Below are 25,012 nucleotides of genomic sequence, written 5' to 3'. Positions count from 1 at the left end.
TGACTTAAAATTTGTAAGAAGCCGGGTTGTGCGCGGCTCGCTAGAACACCCGCCATTCGCCGTAGTTCTTTTTTCCGTTCCCGTTGCGATCTCGTCGCAGCGGGTAAACGATTAGTGATCCAGATAAAATGACTGCTGGCGAAGCTCCGATTGCTGAGATGCGCGCGACCCTGGACGCCACCTTCGAGGTGGTGCTGTCGCCGGTTTTGTCCGCGCAGCGTCCCGCGCTCGGTGCGATCCGGATCGTCGACAGCCTGTTCGCGATCGGCCGCAGCGAGGTGCCGTTCACCGACTACCCCGCCGAGCGGATAACCCGCCTGTCACGCCGCCATGCGCGGATTTTCACGGAGCACGGCGCTATCTATGTCGCCGATCTCGGCAGCAAGAACGGCACGACACTCAACGGCGTTGCGGTGCGGCAAGCTCCGTCGCGGGTGCGTGCCGGCGACGAACTGTGCTTCGGTGGTGAGCTCTGTTATCGGGTGAGTATCGAGCCGCGCGCGCGGATCGTCGCCGCCGCGAGTGCGGCACCCGCACCCGGCCTGCTGCTGGAGCCGCAGCGCGACGATCTCGGGCTTCAGCCGATCGACGTGCAGGCGTTCCCGTTTCTCATCAGCAAGGCGGACGAAGTCTTCGCGCGCTACAAGGACCGCTATCCGCATCAGGTCAACTACATTTCGCGGCGCCACGCGCATATCTTTCTGAAGGGTGGCGACCTCTACATCGAAGATCTCGGTAGCACCAACGGTACATTCGTCGGTGGAAAGCGGCTCGACGAAACCGCACTGCCGCTCGTGGAGGGGGACCTCCTTGCATTTGGCGGCGACCACTTCGTCTACAGGGTGACACTGCAAAAACCCCCTGAAGTCGAGCCGACCGTGACCCAGCTATTCCTCAATCCCGCTGCCGACGAAGCTGCCGATACCGACAAGACCACGTTTGTTGGCGCCGCGCATTCGTTCCTCGATATCTTTTGCGTCGACCCAGGACTACAACGCGAAGACGAAGTCAACGAGGCGGCGCAGGCCGCGTATGCGCACGCGAAGCGCGACACGCTGACCGGCGGTGCGAACGGCACGAGCGGAACGAATAGGACAAACGGCGCGCATGGCGCAAATGGGACGTACGGCAAGCAAGGCTCGAACGGCTCACATGGAACGAACGCAGCGAAGGGCCGGCCGCAGCGTTGGCGTCTGCTCGCGGGCGAACTCAGCAAGGCCTTTGCGGGCGGCGATCACGCTATGGGGCGTCGCGCCGCGTGGTGGAGTGGCGCGGTCTTCGCCGTTCTGGTGGCCATCGCGCTGGCGCTATACATGCGCGGCTCATCGGAGCGCGACTTGAGAAATATGCTGGCGAGCGGCGATTACACCAGCGCGGTGGCCGCGGCAAACGGCTACCTGGCGAGCCATCCCGGCGACACCAAAGTCAGCGCATTGGCGAGCGAAGCGCTGCTGAAGGCGAAACTCCCCGGCTGGCTTAACGCGCTGCAAAAGGCGCAGTTCGACCAGGCCGACGCGCTGCTCAAGGAGATGAGATCGTTGAGTGCGAATAATGTGGACGCCGCCTCTCTGGTCGGCGAATTGCAATGGGTAGGCGACCTGGAGCGTTTCGTGGTGGGGCGCGGCGGGGTGGACGCGCCGATCCGCATGTATGCCGACGAGGCCACCATCAACGGCCTGCTGCAACGCTGGGACGACGACGCGAGAAGTCATCAGCGCGCGCTCGATCGCATCGCCTCGTATGTGCCCGTTTTTGCGGAGCCATACGCGCAGGCGCTGAGCCATCTGCGTAAACTGGAAAGCGACGACTCGGTGTACCTCGCCGCCATCGACCGCCTGAACGGCACCATTCGCACCGAACTGGCGCGCGACAAGCCCGACACGCTGCCTGCCGTCCTCGACGATTACGCGCAGCGTTATCCGCGTCTCGCCGGCCTCGATCGTGTACGGGAAGATCTGCGCCACTACGCCGACGTCCTGAACGCCGCGCTCAGCCGGCAATTGACCCCGCTGCTTGCCTTGCTGAAAACGGTGCATTTCAGCACCCCGCCATTTCAGGCGCAGTTTCAGCAATTGGCCGCGAGCCGCCTGCCGTCGCCGGACGTCATCCAGCGCCATGACGCGGCGAGCGCGGCGTGGCTGCGCGGCGACACCCAGCAGGCGCTGAGCGACTTGCAGGCCATGCCTGCCGGGCCGTGGTCCGATGTGATCGCAGCGGAACTGGCGCATAAGAAAGCGCTGCTCGACCAGTTCGCCGACTTGCAGAAGACGCGCGGCGGCAAGGATTACGACCAACGCTTGTTGTCGTTCTACGCCAGTCTCGATCCGACGGCGGACGCGTGGTTCGTGCAATCGATCCAGAAAGACGTCGCCGCTTTGCACGACAAAGCGCTGGCGCGTGCGCAAGACCTGCTGCTGCGCGCGCAGAGCCTCTGGAAGCAGTATCGGGCGAGCGGTCCGATCGGCGGCACGCAACGGCTGGAAGCGGGGATTTCGCCCGGCTTTCGCAGCGAGGCGCGTCTGCTTTCCGATGCGCAGTCCGCCGCGCAACAGGGTATGCGCATCTATACGCAGCTGAAGGCGGATCATCCCGCCGACTTCGACCGCCTGCTAGCGGATATCGAAGCCGAAGCGGATTTGCAGCGCCGCTCGCTGACCGAGCTGCGCATGGTGCTGGACCCTGGGCTGTTGAAGGCGAAGCTGGCGTTGATCGGAGGCGAGCAGAGTGAAACGCGACAGTCACCCTAGACCGTTGTCGGAGGCGCTGGAGGACCACAGCGTCGAAGGCATCGCGATTCTGACCGCGGAGCCGGTGCGGCTCGCTCGCGCGCTGATCTGGGCGATGGTCGCGCTGGTGGTGGCCGGCTTGCTGTGGTCGTTCGTGGGGCGCGCGGATGTGATCGTCAGTGCGCAAGGCACGCTCTCGCCGGAATCGGAGGTGCGCCGCATCTATGCACCGATCGACGGCGAACTGGCCGATCTGTACATCGCCGAGGGGCAGCCGGTATCGAAGGGTGACGTGCTGGCGCGGCTGAATGCGCGCGGCGCGATCGAGGCGGCGAGCAACGCCCTGCAGGCGCAACTCAAACTCGAAGATGCCGAGCGCGACTGGAAGCAGTTCCCCGAGAAGAAGGCGCTGATGGAGCGCAAGGCGGCCGCGCTGAAGGCCCAGATGGAAGTGGAAGCCCACCAACACGAAAATCGCATCTCCGAGGGCACGACCAAGCTCGCCGAAGGCCAAAAGGCCGAACTCGACGAAGCGCGCAGCGTGCTCGACAACGCGCGCCGCACGCGTGAGGCGGCGCATCAGGAGTTGGACCGCTACTCGCAGCTCTTCGCACAGCCCGGTGGCGGCGGTATCGCCGAGTTGCAGGTGGAGCAGAAACGAACCGCTGCATTGGAAGCGGATAACGCCTACCGTGTCGCGCAATCGAAACTCGCGGAGCTGGATTTCCGCCTGAGCCACGAATACGCGCAGGCCAATGCGCAACTCGAAACCAGCGGGCAGCAGACTACCGACCTGCAACTCCAGTACGACTCGGCAGTCCGCGACATCACCGACGCGGAAGACAAGGTGCGCCTGCAACTCCAGAGCGCGCGCCTCGTGGCTGAAGCCGCTGCGCGGATCCGCTTCGAGAACATCGACAAAGACAATTTTCTGCTGATCCTCGCGCCGGTTTCCGGCGTCATCACCGACGTGACCTCCACGCAGCGGGGCGACAAGATTCAGGCGAACGCGCCGCTCGGCGGCATTGCGCCGAAAGATGCGAAGCCGGTGCTGAAGATCGAAATCGCCGAACACGATCGTGCTTTTCTGCACGAGGGGCAGCCGGTGAAGCTGAAATTCAACGCGTTCCCGTATCAGCGCTATGGGCTGATCAACGGCACGCTGGCCTATATTTCACCGGCCACCAAGCCGTCCCTGCAGGACAAGCAGCCGGTGTACGAAGGCCGCGTGACGCTCGAGAAGAACTACTACCAGATCGCCGACACCCGCTATCCGCTGCGCTATGGCATGACGGCGAGTGCGGAGATTGTGGTGCGCGAACGGCGCCTGATCGATCTGGGTCTCGATCCGTTCAGGCAGGTGGCGGGTTGAGCGCGCCGATTACACGTCAATGAAAGGAGCCGATGACATGACCGCGATAGTGCGAATCGATGACGAAGTCGTGGACGTTTCCGAGTTCATTCGTCTTCTGAAATTGACTGGCCAGTTCGACAGCCTGATCGAGCAGATCGTGCGCGACAAGCTCACCGTGCATGCGGCGAAAAAGCAGGGCGTCGCCGTCACCGCGGACGAAATCCAGCAGCGCGCCGATCAGTTCCGCCGCGTGCGCGGCTTGCATCGCGCGACGGATATGAATCAGTACCTCGATGCGCTCGGCGTGAGTCTCGACGAGTTCGAGACCTTCATAACCGACGGGCTGTATCAGGAAAAGATGCTCGACGTGGTCGGTAACGAGGTGGCGATCAAGGATTACTTCGCACTCAATTCGCCGAAGTTCGACGCAATCGAGGTGAGCCATATCGTGCTCGACAGCGAGGGCAAGGCGAAGGAAATGATCTCGTACCTGCACGACGATCCCGACAGTTTCGCCGACATGGCGCGCGAGCATTCGATCGCGGATACGCGTGAGGCGGGTGGCGTGATCGGCAAGGTGCTGCGCGGATCGCTGAAGCCGGACATTGAAGCGAAGATTTTCAATGCGGCGGTGGGCGATCTGCTCGGGCCGTTTCCGTCGGCGGATCGCTCGTGCTTCGAGATTTTCGCCGTGACGGCGAAATATCCGGCGACGCTCGATGCCGATGTGGCCGCCGAAGTCAGACGTCTGCTGCGCGAGAGCTGGCTGATTGCGCGCGCGCAGGAACATGTGATCGAAGCGCGCTAGCCGCGCATTTCGCATCGCTTCGCGCCGCAACGCAACATCGAAACGCGAAGTAAAGCAACGCAACGCAAAGCCGAATCGAGGTCCGCAAGCACATGGATGCACCCCAGACCGCGCCCTCCGCTGCCGAGTTTCTCACCTCGGTGGAAATCCTCTCGCCGTTTTCGCGCGACGAGATCGAGCGTCTTGCCGAATACGCGCAGGCACGCTTCTATTCGTTCGGCGAAACGGTGTGCTCGACGGGCGAGACGGCTGACGGTCTTTACGTGGTTCGCTCGGGCTCGGTGCGCATCTTCACCGAGGAACACGGCAAGGAAACCAGCATGGGCGTGCGCAAAACCGGCGAGATTTTCGCCGACATTGCGATGTTGCGCGCGTATGTGCACGAGGCGTCGGTGCGGGCGTCGGCGAAAACCGAGTTGCTGTTCATTCCCCGCGCCGCGATCGAACCGGTGCTCGCCGGTAATCAGGCCGCGTTGGCCTTTATCGCGAGCTACGTGGCGATCAGCTCGGCTGGCGGTTTCGTCGCGCAGTTGTTCGATCTGCGCGGCAAGCTCAACAAGGCGGAACTCGAAGAGTATGTGCGCAGCGTTGGCGTAAAAAGGGTGGCCGCCGGCAAGGAAATCCTCAAGCAGGACGGGCGCGACGACCGGCGGCTCTACGTGGTGCGGCAGGGCGAAGTGCGCATTGTCCGCCATGAGGAAGGCCAGGACTACACGCTCGCGACGCTAGGCGAAGGCGAAATCTTCGGCGAAAAGGCGTGTTTGATGCGGCAGGAGCAAATGGCGTCGGTGGTGGCGACGACCGATACGCGGCTGCTGGTGATCCCCGAGCGCACCGTCCATTTCATTCTGGAGCGCAATCCGAAGCTGCGCGAAGTCCTGGATGAGCGGATTCGCTACGGCGACCGAGAGTTGCAACGGCAAAAGCGCCTCGAACAGCGGCGCAAGTTGCCGCTGATGCTCGATCTACAGACCAAACCCGAGTTCGGCGAAAAGGTCATCAAGCGCTTTGCGCTGGTCGAACAGGCCGAAGAAATGGATTGCGGCGCCGCGTGTCTCGCCATGGTTTGCCGCCACTACAACATTCCGATGACGCTCGGCAAGCTGCGCGAACTTGCCAACGTGACGACGCAAGGCGCGACGCTCGACAGTCTCGCGCGCGCGGGCGAATCGCTCGGCTTCACCGCGCGCGGCGTGCAATGCACATTCGATTCGTTGCGCGGCTTCGATCTGCCCTTCATCGTGCATTGGGAGGGATATCACTACGTGGTGGTGTACGGGCTGTCGAAGGAATACGTGTGGGTCGCCGACCCGGCACTCGGCTTCAGGAAAATGACGGTTGAGGATTTCGAGCGCGGCTGGAGCGGCACGTGTTTGCTCTTTACCGGTGGACCGCATCTCTTGCAGATGTCGGCCGCGCGTTCGCCGTGGATACGCTTTGTCGGCTATCTGAGGCCGTACAAGAAAATTCTCGGCCACCTGTTCCTCGCCACCTTTGTGATTCAGGTGCTTGGCGTGATTCCGCCGCTGATTATCCAGAACATTCTCGACGGCGTGATCGTGCATCAGAACGTCAGCCTGCTGCATCTGCTGATCGGTGGCCTGATCATTGCCAATGTATTTTCGCAATTGATGTCGTCGATTCGCGCATATCTGGCGAATTTCATGGTGCGCAACATGGACTTCGCGATGATGTCGCAGTTTTTCAAGCACACCATGTCGCTACCGTTTTCGTTTTTCGCCAAACGCAAAACTGGTGACATCTTCGCGCGCTTCCAGGAGAACCAGACGATCCGCGCCTTCCTCACCGAATCCACGGTGACCACCGCGTTGAATCTGCTGATGGTGTTCATCTATTTCACGATCATGTTCGTCTACAACGTGAAGATGACGCTGGTGCTGATCGCGTTCGTGATACCGATCATGGCGCTGACCGCCCTCGCCACCCCGAAGATCAAGAACTATGCGCGTGAGGTGTTCACGGCCTCGACCGAATCGAAGTCATTTCTGATGGAAGCGCTCGCCGGTGTGGAGACCATCAAGGGCATGGGCATCGAACGGCCGGTACGGTTGCGCTGGGAGAAGAAATACGCGAAGGCGCTCGAAGTCCAATACCGGGCGCATGCCTTCAGTATTCTCGTTGGGCTTGGCAGCCAGTTGCTGAACGCGGCGACCACGATCGCCATTTTGTGGGTCGGCGCGAATCTGGTGTTGGCGCGCGAAATGACCATCGGTCAGCTGATCGCGTTCAATGCGTTCATGGGCAGCGTGCTGGGGCCGCTGATGGGACTGGTCGGCTTATGGAGCATGTTGAACGACGCGGGCGTGGCGATGGAGCGCCTCGGCGACGTGCTCGATATCGAGCCGGAACAGAAGCCGCAGGATTTGCCGTCGCGCGTGATGCTGCCTGAACTGCAAGGCGAAATCAGCCTCAACGGGGTCTATTTCCGTTACGGCGAGAACGATTCGGCGTATGTGCTGGAAAATATCAGCTTCGACATCAAGCCCGGCGAACTGGTGGCGATTGTGGGCCGCAGCGGTTCCGGCAAGACGACGCTTGCCAAACTGCTGGTCGGTTTCTACGCGCCGACCGAGGGCAAGATGACGATCGACGGCTACGATCTCGGCGTGGTCGATAAGGCCTATTACCGCGCGCAGATCGGCTATGTGATGCAGAGCAATCTGCTGTTTTCCGGCACGATTGCCGAGAACATTGCAAGCGGCGACGACGCACCCGAACGGCGCCGCATCGAGGAAGTCGCGAAGATGGCCGACGCGCATGCGTTCATCAGCAAGATGCCGCTCGGCTACGAGCAGATTGTCGGCGAACGCGGCATTGGCTTATCCGGCGGGCAGATCCAGCGGCTGTGCATCGCGCGGGCGCTGTATCACGATCCGCGTCTGCTGGTATTCGACGAAGCAACCTCGGCGCTGGACTCGCAATCGGAAAGCAATATCCTCGGCAACATGCACGATATTCTGAAGGGCCGAACGGCGGTGATCATTGCGCATCGGCTCAGCACTATCATGCGTGCCGACAAGATTCTGGTGCTGTATGAAGGGGCGATCGTCGAACAGGGCCGTCACGATGAACTGATCCAGCGCGGCGGCATGTACTACCAGCTGGTGCAGAAACAATTGAGTGCGTGATGAAGATACTCGACCAGGTAGAGGAGGCGAGCCCGGCGATTTCGTACGCGGGCCTGATCGAGCGCATCGAGATTCTGCGCTCGACGCTGCGCTGGTCGTCCCGGCTCGAGCGCGCCGACATCGACAAGCTGCTTCGGCAAGCCACCTCGCTACGCGACGAGGTCATGCAGCTCTCGCACAAGGAGCGCTTCGTACAGGCCGCAACGGCTGCGGAATCCGCCGCCCCTGCCGATCAATCGCGGGGCGCGCGTAGAAAGGCATTGATCGAGCGCAGTTTTATTTTCGAAGGGACATTCGGCGACAATCCACGTCTTCTTGAATCGCTCGAAATCGCCGAGAAAGCGGCGCCGACCGATTTGCCGGTGTTGATCGACGGCGAGAGCGGCACCGGCAAGGAGCTCATGGCGAAGGTGATTCACGCGAATGGTTCGCGCCCGGATAAGCCATTTATCTCCGTGAATTGCGGCGCGATTCCGGACAATCTGCTGGAGTCGGAATTGTTCGGTCATCGCAAGGGTGCGTTCACGGGGGCCTCGAATGACCGCAAGGGCAAATTCGAAAGCGCGCATACCGGCACGATCTTTCTCGACGAAATCGGCGAGTTGCCGCTGGCCGGTCAGGTGAAGCTGCTGCGCGTGCTGGAAGCGCACGAGATTCAGCGAGTGGGCTCCGACGAAACGATTGCCGTCGATACGCGCATCGTCGCGGCGACCAATCGCAATCTGCGGCAACTCAGCGAAGAGGGCAAGTTCCGCGAGGATCTGTTCTACCGTCTCAGCGTGATTCACGTCACGTTGCCGCCGCTGCGCGAGCGGCGCGACGAGATACCGCTGCTGATTGCATGGTTCGGCGATGAGGCTGCCGGCACGCTAAAACGCAGGCCTGTGAGGTTGACGCCGCGTCTGCGGGACTTTCTGCTGAACTATGCGTATCCGGGCAATATCCGCGAATTGCGCAACGTGATGTATCGCGTGTCGTGTCTGGCTGGGGAGATGGCGGATATCGATCATCTGCCGCTGGACATGCGGCCGGCTGCGCCCGGTTCGGTCACGGCTTTGTCCAATGCAGCCATTGCGACGGGACAGGAGCCAATCAGCGTGGCGAATCTGATGTCGCTAAGCGACGCGAAGCGCGCCGCGAGCGACGACGCGGAAAAAGCCTTCCTGGAACGCGGCCTGCGCGAAGTGAGCGGCACCGTCGCGGAACTGGCCCGGCGCATCGATATGAACCGCTCGCATCTGCAAATGCTCCTGAAGAAGCATGGCCTCCATTCAAAGGATTTTCGCAACCGCAATGCGCCGTCCACGGGCAAAAACGGTGCTGACGAGCACGATGAGGAAGACAGCGATAGCTGAAGCCGAGTGTCTGGAATAAGGTGCCCTACGGCGTCTTTAGCGCGTTCGACGCCGCGCATTCAAGTCTGTACTTTCAAGACGCGGGGTTCAGCAGGGTTTTGTCCGACGCATGCAGATCTTCGGCTTGCACGACTATCGCAGTGACATTGTCACGTCCGCCGTGCGCAATGGCCAGTTCGACCAGTTCGTCGGACGCGCGCTCACACGCCACCGAGGTCAGCACTGCCAGTATTTCCGCATCGCTGACTTCGTTGCTCAGCCCATCGCTGCATAGCAGGAAGACGTCGCCGTCCGCGACTTCAATGGCATCGTCGTCGAGTTCGAGCACATCCGTCGCGCCGACCGCACGGGTGATCATGTGCTGCGCCGGATGATGCCGCGCCTCTTCGTCGGTAATGACACCGAGCGCCTTGAGTTCTTCCACCTGACTATGATCGCGCGTGAGTTGGCGCAATTGCCCGTCGCGAACCAGATAGAGGCGGCTGTCGCCGGCCCATAGATAGCCGCAGAAGCGGTCGCACGCGAGCAGCACGATGACTGTGCTGCCGATCCGTTGCACCTGGCGGCGCGCGGCTTCGTCCCGCAGTTGGCGGTTGGCCGTTTGCAGCCGTGCCCGCGCGTCGGCGATGCCGGTTTTCATGGCGAGCGGCGGCGCTAGCCGGCTCAGCGCATCGATCACCACGCGGCTCGCCAGATCGCCGACCGCATGGCCGCCCATGCCATCGGCGACGGCCCAGCGCCCGGATTCGGGCTGGTCGAGGCAGGCATCTTCGTTGATTTCACGGACGCGTCCGGCGTCGGAACGCGCGGACGACGTCCATCGAAATTGGCTCGGACAGGTCACAAGGGCTACACCGTATCGTTTCTGCTGCGTGCGTCCGGGGAGACGTTGATGTTCGAGTTCGCGCCGGTGTTGCGCACATCCACCGACTGGAACGTGTTGATCATCTGGTTAGCATAGAAGTTGTTCGAAATGTCGTACAGGTTCACAACCGGACCAATGCTCGGCGTTTCCCGCACGTAAGGCTGAATCCAGCCATACACCCACGGCGCACCGCCGCCGCCGCGGATCGCCGCCATCGCTTTACGATCGAGCGCGAGGTTGAGCGAGAGGTCGTTCACAGTGATGGAAGCCATGTCGTTCTCCGGTTGGCCGCGTGCGTCGGGCGCGCGGTTGAAAAGGAATTAGACGTGATGGTGCAAGTGCCATGCCAATTCGTGGCTCGTGCGCACGCTTTCTCGTAACGCATTGATTGGGCGGCGATTCCGGGCGCTTGTGCAGGCAGCGTCTGTTCCTGCAGCGGTGCAGAGGTCGGGATGCAGCCAACATCCGGGTGCGTGCACCGGTGCGGGACCCAACACATTGGGCAGACTCCCGGACGTTCGCGGATACGCGTGAGGCCGGTCCACCGGCGCCCCAAATGGTCGATTCAGGCCAACACATCGGCTTGATTTATGTCGGCTCATAACGGACACATGCTGTGCTCAAAACGCCTCGCAATTTCTGCCAGCCCTTTAAATAAAGGCTTTCCGGCACATGGCCCGGATGATGCGAATGATCTCGCAACAGTGTTGGATATTGAAGCGAGGCCAGCCATGAACACGAACCCTCTTCCGACGAGCAGCGAAGCGTCGAGCATCGACCTGCCGATCGGCGCGCATCTCGTCACGCAACGGAGCGGCTACGAACATCACGGCATTTACGTCGGCAATGGCCGCGTGGTTCATTACGCGGGCTTCGCGAGTTCGGCGCACCGCGGTCCGGTGGAAGAGGTGGAATTAACTCGCTTCGCCGCTGGTCATCCATTGACGATCCGCCCGACGCCGAGCGCCCGCTACGTCGGCGATGAAGCCGTGCGCCGCGCGCGCTCCCGTCTCGGCGAAAACCATTACCGCCTGCTGACGAATAACTGCGAGCACTTCTGTTCGTGGTGCCTGCTTGGCGAGAGCCGCAGCGAACAGGTGCATTGCTGCTTAAGGCATCCCCGCGCCGGCATGCACGCGCTGGTGTGTCTGGTGAAGGCGTTTGTCGAAAGCGCCGCGAAGAATGGCCACGTTGCCGCCCAGCTCGCGTAAGCCGGCGGGAACGAGCGGGAACGAGTTGAGGAATTCAGGAATTCAAGGAGCGCATCATGGTTACCGCAGAAAAGACCTTGCACTGGGCCGTCGATAAATGGCTCGCGCCGACACCGTCCATGCCCGCTCGCGTCGTGCGGTTTTGCCACAGCGCGTCGCAGCATCGGCGCTACGTCTGCGTGGAAGCACTTCGGCCAGGCGGCCTGCTGTCGATCTTCTTCTTCCGTCATGACGACGGCTCGTGGAACGTGTTCCCGCCGCAAGCCGAGCGGCCCGCCATGAACGGCCATTGCCGTGCGGCAGTTTGCTAGCTTGGTGTGGACGAGGCCGCTTCGTTGGCGAGATCCGTGGGGGCGGATAGCGATATCTGAGCTTCACGCGCGCCGCGCTCGAATTGAACGCGACTAACTTATCATCGTTTGCCAGCGGGCGCCGGAAGCCCGATAGTTGCAGCTTCACATAAGGAGCAGGGATGATCACAAGACGGAAATTCGCGGGCGCGATGTTCGGCGTTTCGATAGCTGGCGTTGCGGTTGGGAGTGGCGGCGCGTTCGGGAAAGTGTTGAAAATGGGCACCACAAAGCAAGGGGGCGGCGTGGCCAAAGCGGACGCCATCCGTCAGCGGCTCGCGCAGATCGAAGTGGAAAGCGGCGGACGGCTCGGCGTTTCGATCGTCGACACGACCTCCGGATTGCATGCCGGTTTGCGGACGGACGAGCGTTTTCCGATGTGCAGCACGTTCAAACTACTGGCAGCGGGTTTTGTGCTGACTCGCGTGGATCACGGACAAGAGGACCTGGAACGGCGCATCGTGTTTTCGAAAAGCGATCTTGTGCCGTACTCGCCGGCCACCAGCCAGCACACCCGCGAACGCACCGGCGACGCGGGGATGAGCGTCGCCGACTTGTGCAAGGCGGCCATGACGCTCAGCGACAACACCGCGGCCAATCTGTTGCTGGCGAGCTTTGGCGGTCCCTCCGCTTTGACCGCGTTCGCGCGCAGTATCGGCGATGGCATCACGCGTCTGGACCGTAACGAGCCGACGCTGAACGAAGCGACACCCGGCGATTCGCGCGACACCACCACGCCCAACGCAATGCTCGGCAATCTGCGCGAGTTGCTGCTGGGCGAGCGCTTGTCCTCGTCGTCACGTGCGCAACTGTTGGCCTGGCTTGCCGCCAATCAGACCGGCGGCGAACGGATTCGCGCGAAGCTGCCGAAGGATTGGGGCGTCGGCGATAAAACCGGCACGGGCGATCACGGCACGGCAAACGACGTCGCGATCCTTTGGCCGCCGGGACGCGGGCCGATTCTCGTGACGGTCTACCTTACCGAAACGAGCGGCGATGCGGCGCGCTGCAATGCGGCGAGTGCGAGTGTTGGCGCGTTGGTGGCCGGTCTCCTTTGAATCAATCGCAACGCCACATATTTCGTTCCCGTCACATCCCCGATCCTGTGAACTCGGTGGCGGGATACGCTGTCTCCTTGCCGTTCACAACCAGCACGAGCCGTACCGAATAGTGATAGCTGGCGTAGCGCCCCACGAAGTGACTCAGTACATCGCCAAAGAGCACCACGTCGCCTGAGCCGGCGAAGCCCGCTGGATCGATCTCCACGTGAATGGCGAACTCCCGCAGCATGCCCCCTTTCCGGATGACGCTCCGCTGCTCGATCCATACGCGCTGGATCGCCGCGATGCGCTTCGCGTTGTCGTCGCGCCCGGCCCAGTCGTACAGCGCGAGCACACCGCGCAGCACGTCCTTGTCCAGCACGTCGAACTCGCGGCTGGAGAAATGCGAAATGACCTGCCACCGGTACTGCCTGTCCCGCGGCGGGTAGAGCGGCAGCGTGGGTTGCGTCAGGTTGCGCACGCTGCCTACGCCACCGGCGTTCGAGGCGAGCGTGCTGATGGTCGACTCGCGCAGCGCCATGCGCGGCAGCGAGCCGTTGTTCGCCAGCACGCGCACCTTCACGTGGGTATCGGGCAGGCTGCCGGGTTCGTCCCCGGATTCGTCCCATGCATGGCCGCCCAGCGTGATCCACATCTCTCGGCGACCCGTCACGCCAAAGCCCAGGGACGTATGGAAATACCGCTCGGATGCCTCGTGGCGCAGCATGCCGCCGCGATGCTGGAAGGTCTTGAAAGGCCGGTAGGCGCGCTCCTCCACACTGTCCGGGTCGGTGGCCGATACCGACAATACGTCGTAGGCCTCGATGTGAGCGCCGTCGGCGGCCGGTGCGCGTACCAGGTAGTCGCGCTCGTGCGCGTCAGGTTGCAGTGGCTGCGCATCGGTTTCGAACAGGTTGATGACAGGTGTGCAGAAGAGCCGGATATGGTGGGCGCTGAACGTGACATCGCCAGCGAGCCGCTCATTCAGTACGATCTCGAATTCGATACGTGTTTCGCCGGGAGGCACGCTCACCGCATTGAATCCGCACAGGTCCACAAAACGGAATTTCTCGGGGAACGTGAAGTACTCGAGCATCGTCTGCTCGCGATCCAATTCCCGGTTGCGCCGCTCGTGGTCGGACGGCCAGAGCCGCGTCCCGGGGCCGAAGCCGGCCGCCTCGACCGTCATGTGAGGCTGTGGCTGCAGGCGCCCGTCATGGAGGGTCGGCAGACGCACGCCGATCGTATCCACCTGGCGCGTGAACGCCGCATATAACGCGGAGGCAGTGGGCTGGTCGCCGTGCAGGTACAGGCGGATGCGCGCCAGGTCATCGAGTGAGCGCTGATCGAAATTCAGCAGATCAAACGCGATACGGATCACCGTGCGGCCGTCGGCACGCACCGCCGGGCCAGCCTCGCGCAGCTTGAGCGGCTGCAGGCGAACCGGCTGGGTGGTGCGGTACGCGCATACCGTGCCCTCGGGGCCGACTGGACTTGAGCGCACTTGAACGCCCGGAGGCAGCGTACCGAGCACGCGCGCTTCGCCCGAACGCGGCACGCATTCGAGAATCGCCAGCGACGGAATCGTGCGGCCGGCATGCGGCCACAGATGGTCGATCAGCGGGTCGGTGATTTCAGGTAGCGCGTCGTCGAGCTTCATGCGCAGCCGCGCCATCAGGAACGCAAAGCCCTGATATAGCTGCTCCGTGCTGTCTTCCCGCGGACCCAGGCCCGTCAGGCCTAGCCTGAGCGCGGCATCGGGGTGCGCGGCAGCGAACGCCTTGCTCGCGTCGCGAAGATAGCGCATCTCCGCTTCGTAATATTTCAGATGCGGATTGTCTTCGTCACTCATTGCATCATCTCCGGCGGCAAGGGAGGAAGTGCCGGCACCGATCCTGCCTTGCCGGCAACGCCCGAAGGAAATCCCTGCGTGAAAAAAATCCGCTCGGGCATCCTGAAGCCGCGCAGCTTGAGCAGATCGAGAGGCCCGGCGCCAACCTGCGTGCGCAGCACGTAGCGCAACGGCGCGGCATCCGGCTGGTTCCACGTCAGCTCGTATCGGGTGCTGTCGAGCGGCTTGATCTCGGCCATCGACAGCAGTCGCAGGAAAGCCCAGTCGCCTGTTGCGTCGAACGCCTGCTGCAGGCCGGCGTTGACCATCTGCCACATCAGGGCCGCCCGCCCGTTCAGGCCGTTGCCGGGCCACGTAAGCGCCGTCCACGATTCCTGCTGGTTGAAGTAGGCGAGCGGCTTGCCGTCGACGGAGAGTTCCGTGCGCGTCACGTTAACCGACGGCAGTGCCATGATCTCGAATCGATAGGCTGCGTCGCCTTGCGAATACAACTGCGTGCCAAGCGTTGACAGTTGCCGGATGGCCGTGAGGAACTTCGGGTCGAACTGCAGCGCTTGCGGCGCCAGGCCATTCGGCACCCATTGATCGCCCTGTGCCTTGAGGACACCGGCAAGCTGCGTCGTGATAAAGCGGGCGATCAGGCCGGTGTCCGGACGCACGTAGCGCCCCAGTTCCGCAAAGGAAGCGTCGGCATTCGTATCGAAAAACGGATAGCGGCCGTTGAATGCGCTCCCGAACGGTGTGGCGACGCTCGCGCGCCATGCTTCGTTCAGGCTTGCCGCCGCGGGTTGCAGGATCGTCTGCCACCCGGTATCGAGAGGGCGAGCGAACAGTGCGTCGCCGAAGCCCGCCCACGCGGTGCCGAGGCTTGCGGCCGTGAGCGCCGCGTCGTCGCGTGCCTGTGCGAGTTCCGAGAGCTTGCCCTGAAACACGGCCTGTGCGAGCGAGCCGGCCATCGCCTGTGCATCGGGACTGGCCGCGATTTGCTGGAGCTTCAGGCGCATCGTGGTCGCGACTGTCAGGAAATGCGCGAGGCTCACGCCGTTGAGTACCGCCGGGGCGTTCGCCGCATTCTCATTGTTGCCAGCGCCCCTGCCGGTGTCGCCCATCAGGGCAAGCAGCGGACCGAATGGCTTGTCGAGCGGGTTGATTGCAGGCTGCCGGGTTTTGTCTTCGCTGCCAACGCCCCGCAGGAAGTCCCCTTGGGGGATCAGGCTCTGGGCCTTGCGTACCAGCGTATCGGTCAGGGCCTGTGACTCGCGGCCCGCCTGCGCCTGGTATTGCACGGACTTCATGAGCGCGATCAGTGGCGAGGTTTGCGCGTCCGCGAGGCGCGTGAGTTGGTCGATCGCCCCGTTCAGATTTGCCGCGGGTTGCCACTGGACGCTGTTGAGCATGCCCTGCCATGCGGCGGTGTATTCGGCAAAGTAGCGGGCGGTTAAGCGCGCCTTGAGATCGTCGATCGAGCGCTTGTTGTCGACTGCAAACGCGTCCGCGTCCGCGTCCGCAGCCGCAGGCGATGTCGTCATGGCACCTTGCGCGCTGGACGCGCGTGCGGATTGCGCCGGGCCGCTATCCTCCTGGATGACTTCCTTTGGGGCGTTGGACAGCACCCAGTCGCCATGCACATGCCGTTCGCTCGCGGCCTTCCCGATGGCCTCGGCGATCACGCCGTCCCACGCCGCGCGGGTGTAGATGCCTGGCACGGTCCGCGTAGTCGCGAAGAGCCCGCGTGCGTCCGTGCCGTTTAGCAGCGTGGTGAGCGATGCGTCCGTGTACTTGCCCTTCGCATCGTCGAGGATGTGCTGATAAACCGTGTCGTCAGCGTTCGCGAGACCGATCTGATTCGCGAGCGTATTGCGCGCGGCGGTCACGATCGGGGACGACGCATCGATGCGCCATTCCGGATGCGCCTTCAGGTGGTCGGCGTAGAAGCTGGCGAGTCGCTGCGACGTGTCGAGCCACTCTCCGGTCGACATGGCGGCGGGTGCAGACCATGTGCTGGCGATCTGGTTTGTCAGGAATGCCGGGTCTGTGCGACGCGGTTCGGCCAGCATCAGGTACGCCTTGAGCACGTTATAGCCATGACGCTGCGCGTCGTGGCTCTGCAGCGCATCGGCGCGCACTTCAGCGAGATTAGTTAGGGATGCTTTAAGTGACTGTGCGACCGGGCGCTGCAGGTTGCGGGTGGCAACTGTCCGGTACGGCTGCCACAGCGCATCGAGGATGTCGTCGTTGCGGTTCAGGCCTGCGCGCAGGTACCACGGTGCACCGTGCTGCTGGCGATACTCGAACATGTCGATCTGATGTTGCAGCGCGAGTTGCGCCCGCAGCGCTGCCGGTGTGCCGGGTGCGGCTGCGAGCGCTGCGCTGGACGCCGCCTGTGCGTCGTGGATCAGATGCCGGTTGCCGATAGCCGAGATCGTCATCGCCACGCACCAGCCGATTGCCAGTGCCATGATAAGTGCGGCTAATGCGTTGGGCCAGTAGAAGCCGACGCGTTTGCCGCTCAGGCGGCGCACGTCGCGGGCGATCTCCTGCCAGGTGGGCAGTAGCGAGGCCGGCTGTGCGCGCAGCGTCATGCCGTTGAGGGCGGTCGTGCCGGTCGAAGTGGCCTGGGTCGAGGCAGCTACGGCGGGCGTGACGACCGGTGTCGCAATCGGCTGGATCACCTTGAATACTGGCGCGAACATCACGCCTGCGAACGGGGCGCGGAGCCATTTCGAGGCGATCAGTGCGTCCCAGCCCGTCATAATGCGCTCGTGTTGGTCACCGATGTACTCCGATACCTCCGCAAGGTACGGCGTGCGCCTTGACTTGCCGCACAGGCGCACGCCGATCGTTCCCGTCTGCTGTTCGAGCGCGGTGAGTTTGTCTTTTAGTTCGTGGGGCGAAGCTTTATCTGCGCGCCGGAGCGAGCCCGATGTCAATGCGCCGATGGCCTGGAATTTCTCGGGCTGCTTTCCGGTCGCCGGCACGGCATGCAGGAGTGTGATGGGCGCGGCCCAGCCAAGATCCGTCGCGATCCCTGCGAGCGCGCGCGGCAGTTCGGCGTCTGGCCGGATGGTGTCATCGACCTGTTCGACCTGGACCACGCCATCTACTGGACGCCTGCGTCGTAACTGCCGGACCTGTTTGCGCCACAGCGCGGCCTCGATGCCGTCGGGGGCCGCATGCACGAGGAACGCATCGGCGATATGCATCACGCCAGCCTGTTTCAGGCCGGGCGCGACCGTCTCGATCAATGTGTCGGCGCCGCTCACCAGCAGCCACGGCATCCGGTAACGCCAGAACCAGCCATGCGAGGTGCGCAGTTCCTCGGACAGGTATTGCAGACGTGCGTCGCGCTTCAGTGCAGGGATCGGCTCGACGGCGTTTGACCGATTCCCGGTCTCCCGGAGAAACAGTCGGCTCACCATGCTGTACGCGCCTAGTCCCAGCGCGACCAGATGCAGGATCACGACCACAACGAGTACAGTAAGGATCCAGAGCGATGCGGTTTTCCTGGCGTCAAGCGTTGTGAAATCGAGCAGATCGCCCTTGAGCCAGACCAGCCCAAGCGCAAGCACGGCAAGCACGACGGCGAGCAGGATCAGCCCCCAGATGGCCAGGCTGCCCGGTGCGCCGGCGGGCTCGTCGCCCAATGCAAGTGTCTTGATGTTATTCGTTGGATTCGTCATGCGGCGAAGCGGAGTTCGTTGCGGGGTTCACGTAAAGGATCGCGGCCTGCGCGGTTTGCGTGTGCTTAGGGCTGTGAAGGATCAGGTGCGGGCCAGCCGTTGCCGATTCGACGGCGGCGGCAATCGACAGCCAGCCGCCTGCCGCGCCTGCGTGGCCGATGAGGCCGTCGGGGCGGCGCTGTGTTTCCAGCTTGGTGACACCCGTCAGCTTTGCCTTGCCGAGCGCGGCCAGCAAGGCTGTTTCATGCGAGTCTTCCAAGCCGCTGATCCACGCGGGATTGACGGTGGGGGCTTCGGCATTGCCCCACAGCACAGCGTTCGCGAGTAGATCGGTGAGCGTATCCAGTTCGCCCGCGACAGGCCGGTGCAGGGTTGCCATGACCTTGACCGGCTCGGGCAATACGAAGATGCCGGGGCTGAGCAGTACAGCGATCGCGCCCTCGGTGCTGCCGACGGAGGGCTGCGCGTCGTGCCATTCCGCAGCTATCACCAGCAGTGGGCGTTTCTCGGCTGCGTCGAGCCAGGCGTCGGCCACGAGCAGGCCATCGCTGGCCCGTATTGGCATACATTCGAAGGCTGGCAAGTCGGCGATCTGCAGCGCGTGACGGACTTGATGCACGCGAATGTCGGCTGACTTCGCGGATGCGAGCACGCGGACGGCAGGTGCATATATCGCGCCGTACTGCGACAAGGTATGGAGGCTTGGAGCGAGCGTATCGAGGGTCTGGACAAGCATGCGCACGATGGGCGGAACCGCTTCGCGAGTGAGGACTGGCGTCTCTATTGGGTCCTGTCCGGTAGCGTCTGTCATGGCCTCTTTATCCACCGACAGCGGCGCAGTGTCGGCCGGCTCCGCGAACAGCGAATCAGCATCGGCAAACCGGCTATGCACAATCTTTCCGAGGCCGTTGCGCGGCGCTTGCGCTTTCATTAACGTCGTCGTCGCGGCGAGCGCCTCCGAAAGACCCTTATCATCAAGCGGCAGGCAATACCCCACACCGAGTATCTGGAGCGGTTGCTGCGCATATCGCACACGGCTATTGAGCCATTTGCAGCGATGCATGTTCCAGTAATGTGCGCGGAACCAGAGTGCTTCGTATCCGGCGCGGGAAATACCTAGCACGAGAAAGAACAGGCCGTTGGGTAGGCCTACCACGCAGAACAAGAACCACGCGCCGCGCGCGGGCGTGCTCACCGGCCACAGGAGCAGCGCGACGGCAGCGCCAATCGCCCAGCACAGCACCCAGCCAATGAGCCACGGTACGAGGCGCGGTTTGTTCGTCGGGTAGGCACGTGGCAGGCCCGCTGGCGACAGATCGACCGGCATCGTCAAGCGATATTCACGTTTTGCAGCGATGACAGCAGCCGGCAGCCACACGCGCAGCGGTGGTAGTGCATCGCGACCGGCTTGCCGCTCTTGCCGGGAAACGACGCGTTGCCCTCGGCAATCGTCGTCTTTCCATGTAGGGTACAGAGCGCCTCGTCACCTTGGCACGCGAGGAGCCGGTCCATAAACATCATTTCTGACGAGGCTGTTGTCACCTCGCCGCCATTTTCAAGTTTGTCGCCTTTGCGGATGGGAGATCGCATGCTTAGCTCCGACCAAAAGTTGACTCATGAAATATCTGATGCTGAATCGGTATTCTCGGTGTTCTATTTTCATCATCTCGATTGTTTTGTCTGTCGAAGAAAGTTGTTACGCCAGAAATAGCATTGGCATCAACCGGTGTCGGGGTGTCGACAAACTCGACAGGCTCCAGGATCGCCTTGATCCGATCAAGATCGCTGCGAGTCTTGCGATCCGCCAACCATGTAACCGGAGTGTTCCCACACAACGCGCGGGATTTGTGGATCAGGCAGAAGTGGAAAACGCGAGTCCGTTGCCGCTCGTCACCGGTTGTGTCATCGTCGGTGTATGCCATCCCAGTCCAGTTTGCTCCCTTCATTGGGACCGTTCGAGCATTCGCCTGCTTCTCGAATTGAATGAATTCGGGGCCGTTGACCGGTCCGTGCCTCAGCCATTTGCCTGCTACATATCTTGCGTTCAGGGCGCTAGTAATTCGTTCCTCGCTGGCGTCTACACAGAATATGCCGAACCCGTCTGTTAGAAAGGCTTTTGGTCCGGTCATTGGGAGCAGATATCCGCCTTGTACAGGAGAACTCCCGTCGAAAGCTTCGAAATGCCCATCGAACATGTTCGCGATGCTGAACCGACATGAACCGACGACATGTTCTGCCGTCGTCGATGTCCGCCCGGTCAAAGGCTGAGCGAAGTCCTGCGCTGCGGCAGTACTAAAGTATTGTGCAGCTGCCATGCCTGCTACGCAGGGACAAAGGATCAGTTTTTTCATCTGGACAATCCGTTCCACGTTACCAGTCAGGGAGTTCTTTCAGCGCCCCGTTTGCACCGGGAAACCGAATCCCATCCGTCAGCATGACAAGCGCGGTTGTATAGATTCCGTGCGCAAGCTCGAGTCGATCGATAGCGTCCATCATCGGATCGGTCGAATGGATATCGCTTGAAGCTGTGCCCGCAAGAGGCAAAAACGGCGGGCTGGTAATCATCGTCTTAGCGCGACCGCCTGAATCTCGACCTTGCCCTTGGTTGCGATAATCTTCAGTCCGAGCTTATGTGCGCACAGGGAGATCCCTCGCCTGCCGCCAGCGTGAAGCGCCTCACGGCGCTCACGTCGGCGTGTTGGCGTCACCATGCCATTGACGGTGCGCGCGGGACTGGTTACTAGGTCGAGCAGGCCCGGCAACGACGGGATCGCGGCACGCTCGTCGAGCGTAAATGTCGACCGGCGTAACGGTGACGAGTCAAGCGTAGCGATTGAGAAACCCCGGTGTTGGGTGAACCTCGCATCCGGTTGCTGCAGGACATTATTGATGGTTCGCATGGCGGCAGTGAAGTCCCCTTTCTTTTTGGGTGGCACGGTGCGTGCACATGTTGGAATGTGCCGACCCGTGCGATTCGATTTACTGAGGTTACCTGCCGCGGTGAGCTAACGTCTATGAGACAAGCATGAGAAGAATCTGGGTTTGACAAATATTCGCACTTCTGATGTTTTTTATTACATTACGGATGACGTGCAAGATTTTTCGCTCGAGTTGCATCGAACCAGTTACTGTTCCTTGAAACGAAGCGTCTTGAGCAGGTCCATAAATAGGTCATAGCTGAAGCCATTTTCCAGACTAAGTTCACGCTTCCGTAGCAGACACACACCATCTAATTGGGCTGTCATTTTGTCGTTGCCTACCATGACATGAACACAGCGGTAGCGTGATGTGTATTCCTTGGCAGGCCTGCAACTGCCGCGCGCTTTGGCGAATGTTTCTTCAGCAATCCAACCGTGCCAGTTGCTGCCCTGGATGGGCGTTACGTCAGTTTTGGTGACCGGGTCACCGCAGTTTGACTCTTGGTATGCTGAGCCCGGTGCCAGGGTCGGCAAGTTATCGCCGGGTTTCAAGCGGAACACGCTATCCTCTTCTGCAGCAGTCTTTTTCTCGATACCGACGCCTTCTACTACGAAGTTTATGCGAGCGCCGCCGCTGAGTTCGAAGTTCCGGTCGTACTGGAAATCCATATTTATGACGGTGTAACCACCGCTTTTATATGAACCGGAACATCCGAACCTAATGGCTTGTTCATCGACACGTTTCAGGTCTGGAGTGCGCATCGACATGCCGCATTGTTCCTCCATTTCCGGATCCGTTGGATTGGTTCCGATGGTACCAAGGAGATCTGAATCGACTTCAGATTGCTTGCGGGAATGAATGCCGACTTTCGAGAGTCGGGTCGTGGACTGCTTAGGGATGTTGTCTATAGCCGAAGTCTCCGCATAAGAACTGCTGCATGAAATCAAAGCCAGTGCGACGAGCAGAGATTGACCAATGGTGCATGTAGTCATCAGTTGGTTTTGAATTCTTGGCTTAACTGGATCGCCCAGAAGGACCCGGCTGGGAGTCGACGAGATTGGCAATGCGATTCGTAAGATCCGACGTCCCATCAGAGTATTTTTTTGCCAATTCTGATCAGACAGGGGAGTGCCTGACAGCAAGCTTTTCCAACACCGCGTCTGCTTTCGAACTGATGTCTGCCACGCTCTTGTCATAACAATTGTGAAGAATCGTGCCGCAGCCAGACCGGCAGTGATATGCTTGTTCGCGTCATGCATATGAGAAGGCATCCTTGGGTGAACTATCAGCGTAAGCTGACTTGCCGAAAGTCATTAGTCGGCCCTGCAAAATTCAGTTTGCTTGACGCACGACGCCGATCGGGTATTTTGTCGGAGCGGGACGGTTAGCCCGCCGGAAGCGTTCCCGGTGCGCAAGCAGCGGATGCGACAGGACATCGGCGATCGAATGCAGCCAGGCGAGGACAAAAAAGATGGGCCCCAGACCCAGGCGAACAATCGCGCGCAACAGCCAGCGCAGGTTGTAGCCCGTGGCGCACAGCACGGCATGCAGCGCATCGCCGGTTTGTCCTTTGAGCCAGCAGCGACGCATACCGTGGTCGTGCTTCACATGGCCGATGATCGGTTCAATCGCCTGGCGTCGCTTGAGCCAACGTCGCTGCGTGCTGGTCAGTGTCCTGTGTTTGCCGCGATGAATCAGGTGTACTGATGATACCTCCACGTCGACGCCGCGAAACCCGAGATCGACCAACACGGTCTTCGGCTGTGGTGTACCGGGCAGGTCCTGCAACAGAATGGAGCTCTGTTCGAGTTGCTCGGCCAGCGTATGGCCGTCATAGGGGTTGCCGGGGAACGCCCGCGCACCGACGATCAACCCTTGTTTCTCCGTGATCGCGAGGCTCACCTTGACGCCGAACTCGTAGGGCTGGCGTGCCTTTCCTTTCCCAATGCATTCAACTTCAGGCGCATGCAGTGCGTAGAGTTTGTTCCTGTCCTTTGGACGTTGGTGGCAAATGCGCCAGGCCCGCTCAAGCCAGACGCGCAGTTGTGCCTGCCGTTCGTCTGAAGCTCCAGACAGCTTGCGTTCGATATCGCGCAGCAACCGTCCCAGTACCGTGCGCTGACGCTTGAGTACACGACGCAGGCGCCTGAACTGCTTCGCATGGGCATAGCCGCCCGCGCGGCGACGCAGTCGCTTGCCTTCGCGCTCGTACGTTTGCTTCAGCCCCAACCCTGCGCGTTGCGCCAACTGAACGAGTCTGGCCCGCGCCACCTCAAGCAGACGGCTGTCGGTCGGATACGCAATCGCCTTCTCCTGCACCGTGGTGTCGACAATCACGCGCTCGAATTCGACCGGCGTCACCGCCTTCATCTGCACCGCAGCCGCGATCGTCGCCGCGAGCAGCTCCTCGACACCGGCTTCGCCCAGCGCCTGCCGAAAACGCACCAGGTTGGTCGGGTCGCACGGCAGACGCGGCTGGAAATACTCCTCGCCGCAGAAGAACTGAAAGTACACGTCCTGTGCCCAGCGCTCGCACACCGTTTCGTCACTCTCGTTGTAGGCGTGCTTCAGGTACAGCAGACCCACCATCAGCCGCATAGGCAAGCGCGGACGTCCAGCCGCACTGACGCCACCGGCAAATTCCAGCGAGTTCGAGCCAAACAGGTCAACCGCTTCGCTCACCCGTCCATCGCGTGAACGTCGCTCGAACAGGGGAGCAAGCGTCGTTTCGATTGAAGCCCATGACATCTTCGTTGCCAACACGGCAAGCGGGTGACGTAGATCAATCATCGCGTCCAGACGGCTACGAAAGAAATCAGGCGTGCTCATTGGCGACCACTCCGAAACTCCCAGAATCTTTATCAGATCGATATTCGTTCTGGGAGTTCTATTACCCTCCAACAAACTGCATCGCTTGGCCAGGCGGGGCTTCACGAACTTCTGCAAGGCCGACTCATTAGGCTAAAAGCAATAATAGCTGACGGAATTTCGATGGCCGATCTCATAAAATTATTCTCGACCTGACTTGCGTCGCCACCGCTTTCTAGCTGGTCGCTTATTCGAATGGGGTTATTCATATCTGTTCTCGTTCTATTCGCCAAAGCTTGCCGCGCCTGATGCGGCACCAGTCGGTGCCGTGGGGTCAACAAACTCAACAGACTCGAGGATCGCTCTAACCTTCCACAGTTGGTTGACCTTGTGATTTGCCAGCCATTCGACAGGCGTTGTTCCACACAAAGCATGCATTCTGTGAACCAGGCAGAAACTGAAAAAACGGCCTCGACGTTCCTCGTCGCCTGTGGTGTCATCGACGGTAATTCCTGTCCCTATCCAGTTTCTTCCATTTAGCGGCACGGTTTTGACATTTGCAGATTTCTCGAAAGGCGTTAATTCAGAACCATCAGTCCATGGGTCGTATCGCAGCCATTGGCCGTTGACCAATTTGGCTCCCAACGCAGCACCTATTTGCTTATCGTTTGCCTCCACACAAATTAAACTGAACCCGCCATTCAGTACGGGGGATGCGTTCGGGCCTGTATCGGGGATGTCGTATATACCCTGTGATGGAGAGCTTTTTGGTGAAACATAAAAAGTACCGCCGAACATGTTCTCAATTCGAAATCTGCAGGTTCCCACAGCATATTCCGAGGAAGTTGTTGAGGCACTTTCTTTCAAAAACGGGAGGCGTGTCCCGTGCTGCAAC

At 61.2% G+C, this 25,012-nt stretch carries 19 protein-coding genes; 8 read left to right on the top strand and 11 right to left on the bottom strand.

Annotated elements, in window-relative coordinates; genetic code table 11:
* Nucleotides 1–128 precede the first annotated feature (128 nt).
* The 5 genes from AYM40_RS33825 (at nt 129) to AYM40_RS33805 (ending at nt 9,392) form a co-directional block, all read left to right on the top strand.
* Nucleotides 129–2,747: an FHA domain-containing protein gene (locus AYM40_RS33825; protein ID WP_063500294.1), complete on the top strand. Its 2,619-nt coding sequence runs from the start codon at nt 129–131 to the stop codon at nt 2,745–2,747.
* A complete protein-coding gene (locus tag AYM40_RS33820) occupies nt 2,725–4,098 on the top strand; it encodes an HlyD family efflux transporter periplasmic adaptor subunit (protein WP_063500293.1) in 1,374 nt (457 codons plus the stop codon). Before AYM40_RS33825 ends, AYM40_RS33820 begins: the two co-directional genes overlap by 23 nt.
* Nucleotides 4,099–4,135: 37 nt before the next feature.
* Entirely contained in the window at nt 4,136–4,888 is a 753-nt protein-coding gene (locus AYM40_RS33815) for a peptidylprolyl isomerase (protein ID WP_063500292.1), read from the top strand.
* Nucleotides 4,889–4,980: 92 nt separating this feature from the next.
* The gene (locus AYM40_RS33810; protein ID WP_063500291.1) at nt 4,981–8,037 is read left to right on the top strand and encodes a peptidase domain-containing ABC transporter; all 3,057 of its coding nucleotides are present in this window, start codon (nt 4,981–4,983) and stop codon (nt 8,035–8,037) included.
* Complete coding sequence (locus AYM40_RS33805) at nt 8,034–9,392, top strand: sigma-54 interaction domain-containing protein (RefSeq protein ID WP_063500290.1); 1,359 nt, start codon at nt 8,034–8,036, stop codon at nt 9,390–9,392. Before AYM40_RS33810 ends, AYM40_RS33805 begins: the two co-directional genes overlap by 4 nt.
* Nucleotides 9,393–9,465: 73 nt before the next feature.
* Here AYM40_RS33805 and AYM40_RS33800 read toward each other — a convergent pair whose 3' ends face one another.
* Together AYM40_RS33800 and AYM40_RS33795 are read right to left on the bottom strand one after the other, a co-directional pair.
* Nucleotides 9,466–10,236, bottom strand: a complete 771-nt coding sequence (locus tag AYM40_RS33800) for a PP2C family protein-serine/threonine phosphatase (RefSeq protein ID WP_063500289.1) — start codon at nt 10,234–10,236, stop codon at nt 9,466–9,468.
* Between the two features lie 5 nt (nt 10,237–10,241).
* Entirely contained in the window at nt 10,242–10,529 is a 288-nt protein-coding gene (locus AYM40_RS33795) for a hypothetical protein (protein ID WP_054035641.1), read from the bottom strand.
* A 459-nt stretch (nt 10,530–10,988) separates the two neighbouring features.
* Here AYM40_RS33795 and AYM40_RS33790 point away from each other — a divergent pair, with 459 nt between their 5' ends.
* The 3 genes from AYM40_RS33790 (at nt 10,989) to bla (ending at nt 12,876) form a co-directional block, all read left to right on the top strand.
* Complete coding sequence (locus AYM40_RS33790) at nt 10,989–11,468, top strand: lecithin retinol acyltransferase family protein (protein WP_063500288.1); 480 nt, start codon at nt 10,989–10,991, stop codon at nt 11,466–11,468.
* A gap of 56 nt (nt 11,469–11,524) precedes the next feature.
* Nucleotides 11,525–11,779 (top strand): hypothetical protein, encoded by a 255-nt coding sequence (locus tag AYM40_RS33785; protein ID WP_063500287.1) that lies wholly within the window; start codon nt 11,525–11,527, stop codon nt 11,777–11,779.
* Nucleotides 11,780–11,940: 161 nt separating this feature from the next.
* Nucleotides 11,941–12,876: a class A beta-lactamase gene (gene bla, locus AYM40_RS33780; protein WP_063500286.1), complete on the top strand. Its 936-nt coding sequence runs from the start codon at nt 11,941–11,943 to the stop codon at nt 12,874–12,876.
* Nucleotides 12,877–12,907: 31 nt separating this feature from the next.
* Here bla and tssF read toward each other — a convergent pair whose 3' ends face one another.
* From tssF to AYM40_RS40995, 9 genes are all read right to left on the bottom strand, one after another.
* Nucleotides 12,908–14,710, bottom strand: a complete 1,803-nt coding sequence (gene tssF / locus AYM40_RS33775; RefSeq protein ID WP_063500285.1) for a type VI secretion system baseplate subunit TssF — start codon at nt 14,708–14,710, stop codon at nt 12,908–12,910.
* Nucleotides 14,707–18,390 (bottom strand): ImcF-related family protein, encoded by a 3,684-nt coding sequence (locus AYM40_RS33770; RefSeq protein WP_063500284.1) that lies wholly within the window; start codon nt 18,388–18,390, stop codon nt 14,707–14,709. The genes tssF and AYM40_RS33770 overlap by 4 nt, the downstream gene beginning before the upstream one ends.
* Nucleotides 18,371–19,717, bottom strand: coding sequence for a hypothetical protein (locus AYM40_RS33765; protein ID WP_063500283.1), 1,347 nt, complete (start codon nt 19,715–19,717; stop codon nt 18,371–18,373). The genes AYM40_RS33770 and AYM40_RS33765 overlap by 20 nt, the downstream gene beginning before the upstream one ends.
* A 2-nt stretch (nt 19,718–19,719) precedes the next feature.
* A complete protein-coding gene (locus tag AYM40_RS33760) occupies nt 19,720–19,980 on the bottom strand; it encodes a PAAR domain-containing protein (RefSeq protein ID WP_063500282.1) in 261 nt (86 codons plus the stop codon).
* Between the two features lie 2 nt (nt 19,981–19,982).
* Nucleotides 19,983–20,741: a hypothetical protein gene (locus AYM40_RS33755; RefSeq protein WP_063500281.1), complete on the bottom strand. Its 759-nt coding sequence runs from the start codon at nt 20,739–20,741 to the stop codon at nt 19,983–19,985.
* Nucleotides 20,742–20,951: 210 nt separating this feature from the next.
* Nucleotides 20,952–21,290: a hypothetical protein gene (locus AYM40_RS43010; protein WP_063500279.1), complete on the bottom strand. Its 339-nt coding sequence runs from the start codon at nt 21,288–21,290 to the stop codon at nt 20,952–20,954.
* A gap of 225 nt (nt 21,291–21,515) precedes the next feature.
* A complete protein-coding gene (locus tag AYM40_RS41000; protein WP_148662386.1) occupies nt 21,516–22,568 on the bottom strand; it encodes a hypothetical protein in 1,053 nt (350 codons plus the stop codon).
* A gap of 73 nt (nt 22,569–22,641) precedes the next feature.
* Entirely contained in the window at nt 22,642–24,138 is a 1,497-nt protein-coding gene (locus AYM40_RS33735; RefSeq protein WP_063494538.1) for an IS5 family transposase, read from the bottom strand.
* A gap of 261 nt (nt 24,139–24,399) precedes the next feature.
* Nucleotides 24,400–24,915, bottom strand: a complete 516-nt coding sequence (locus tag AYM40_RS40995) for a hypothetical protein (protein ID WP_148662385.1) — start codon at nt 24,913–24,915, stop codon at nt 24,400–24,402.
* Between the last annotated feature and the right edge of the window lie 97 nt (nt 24,916–25,012).

This window comes from Paraburkholderia phytofirmans OLGA172 (genome assembly GCF_001634365.1).
In the GTDB taxonomy this organism is placed as follows: domain Bacteria; phylum Pseudomonadota; class Gammaproteobacteria; order Burkholderiales; family Burkholderiaceae; genus Paraburkholderia.
Note: the sequence above shows the minus strand (reverse complement) of the source record. Positions and strands in the feature narration are given on the sequence as shown.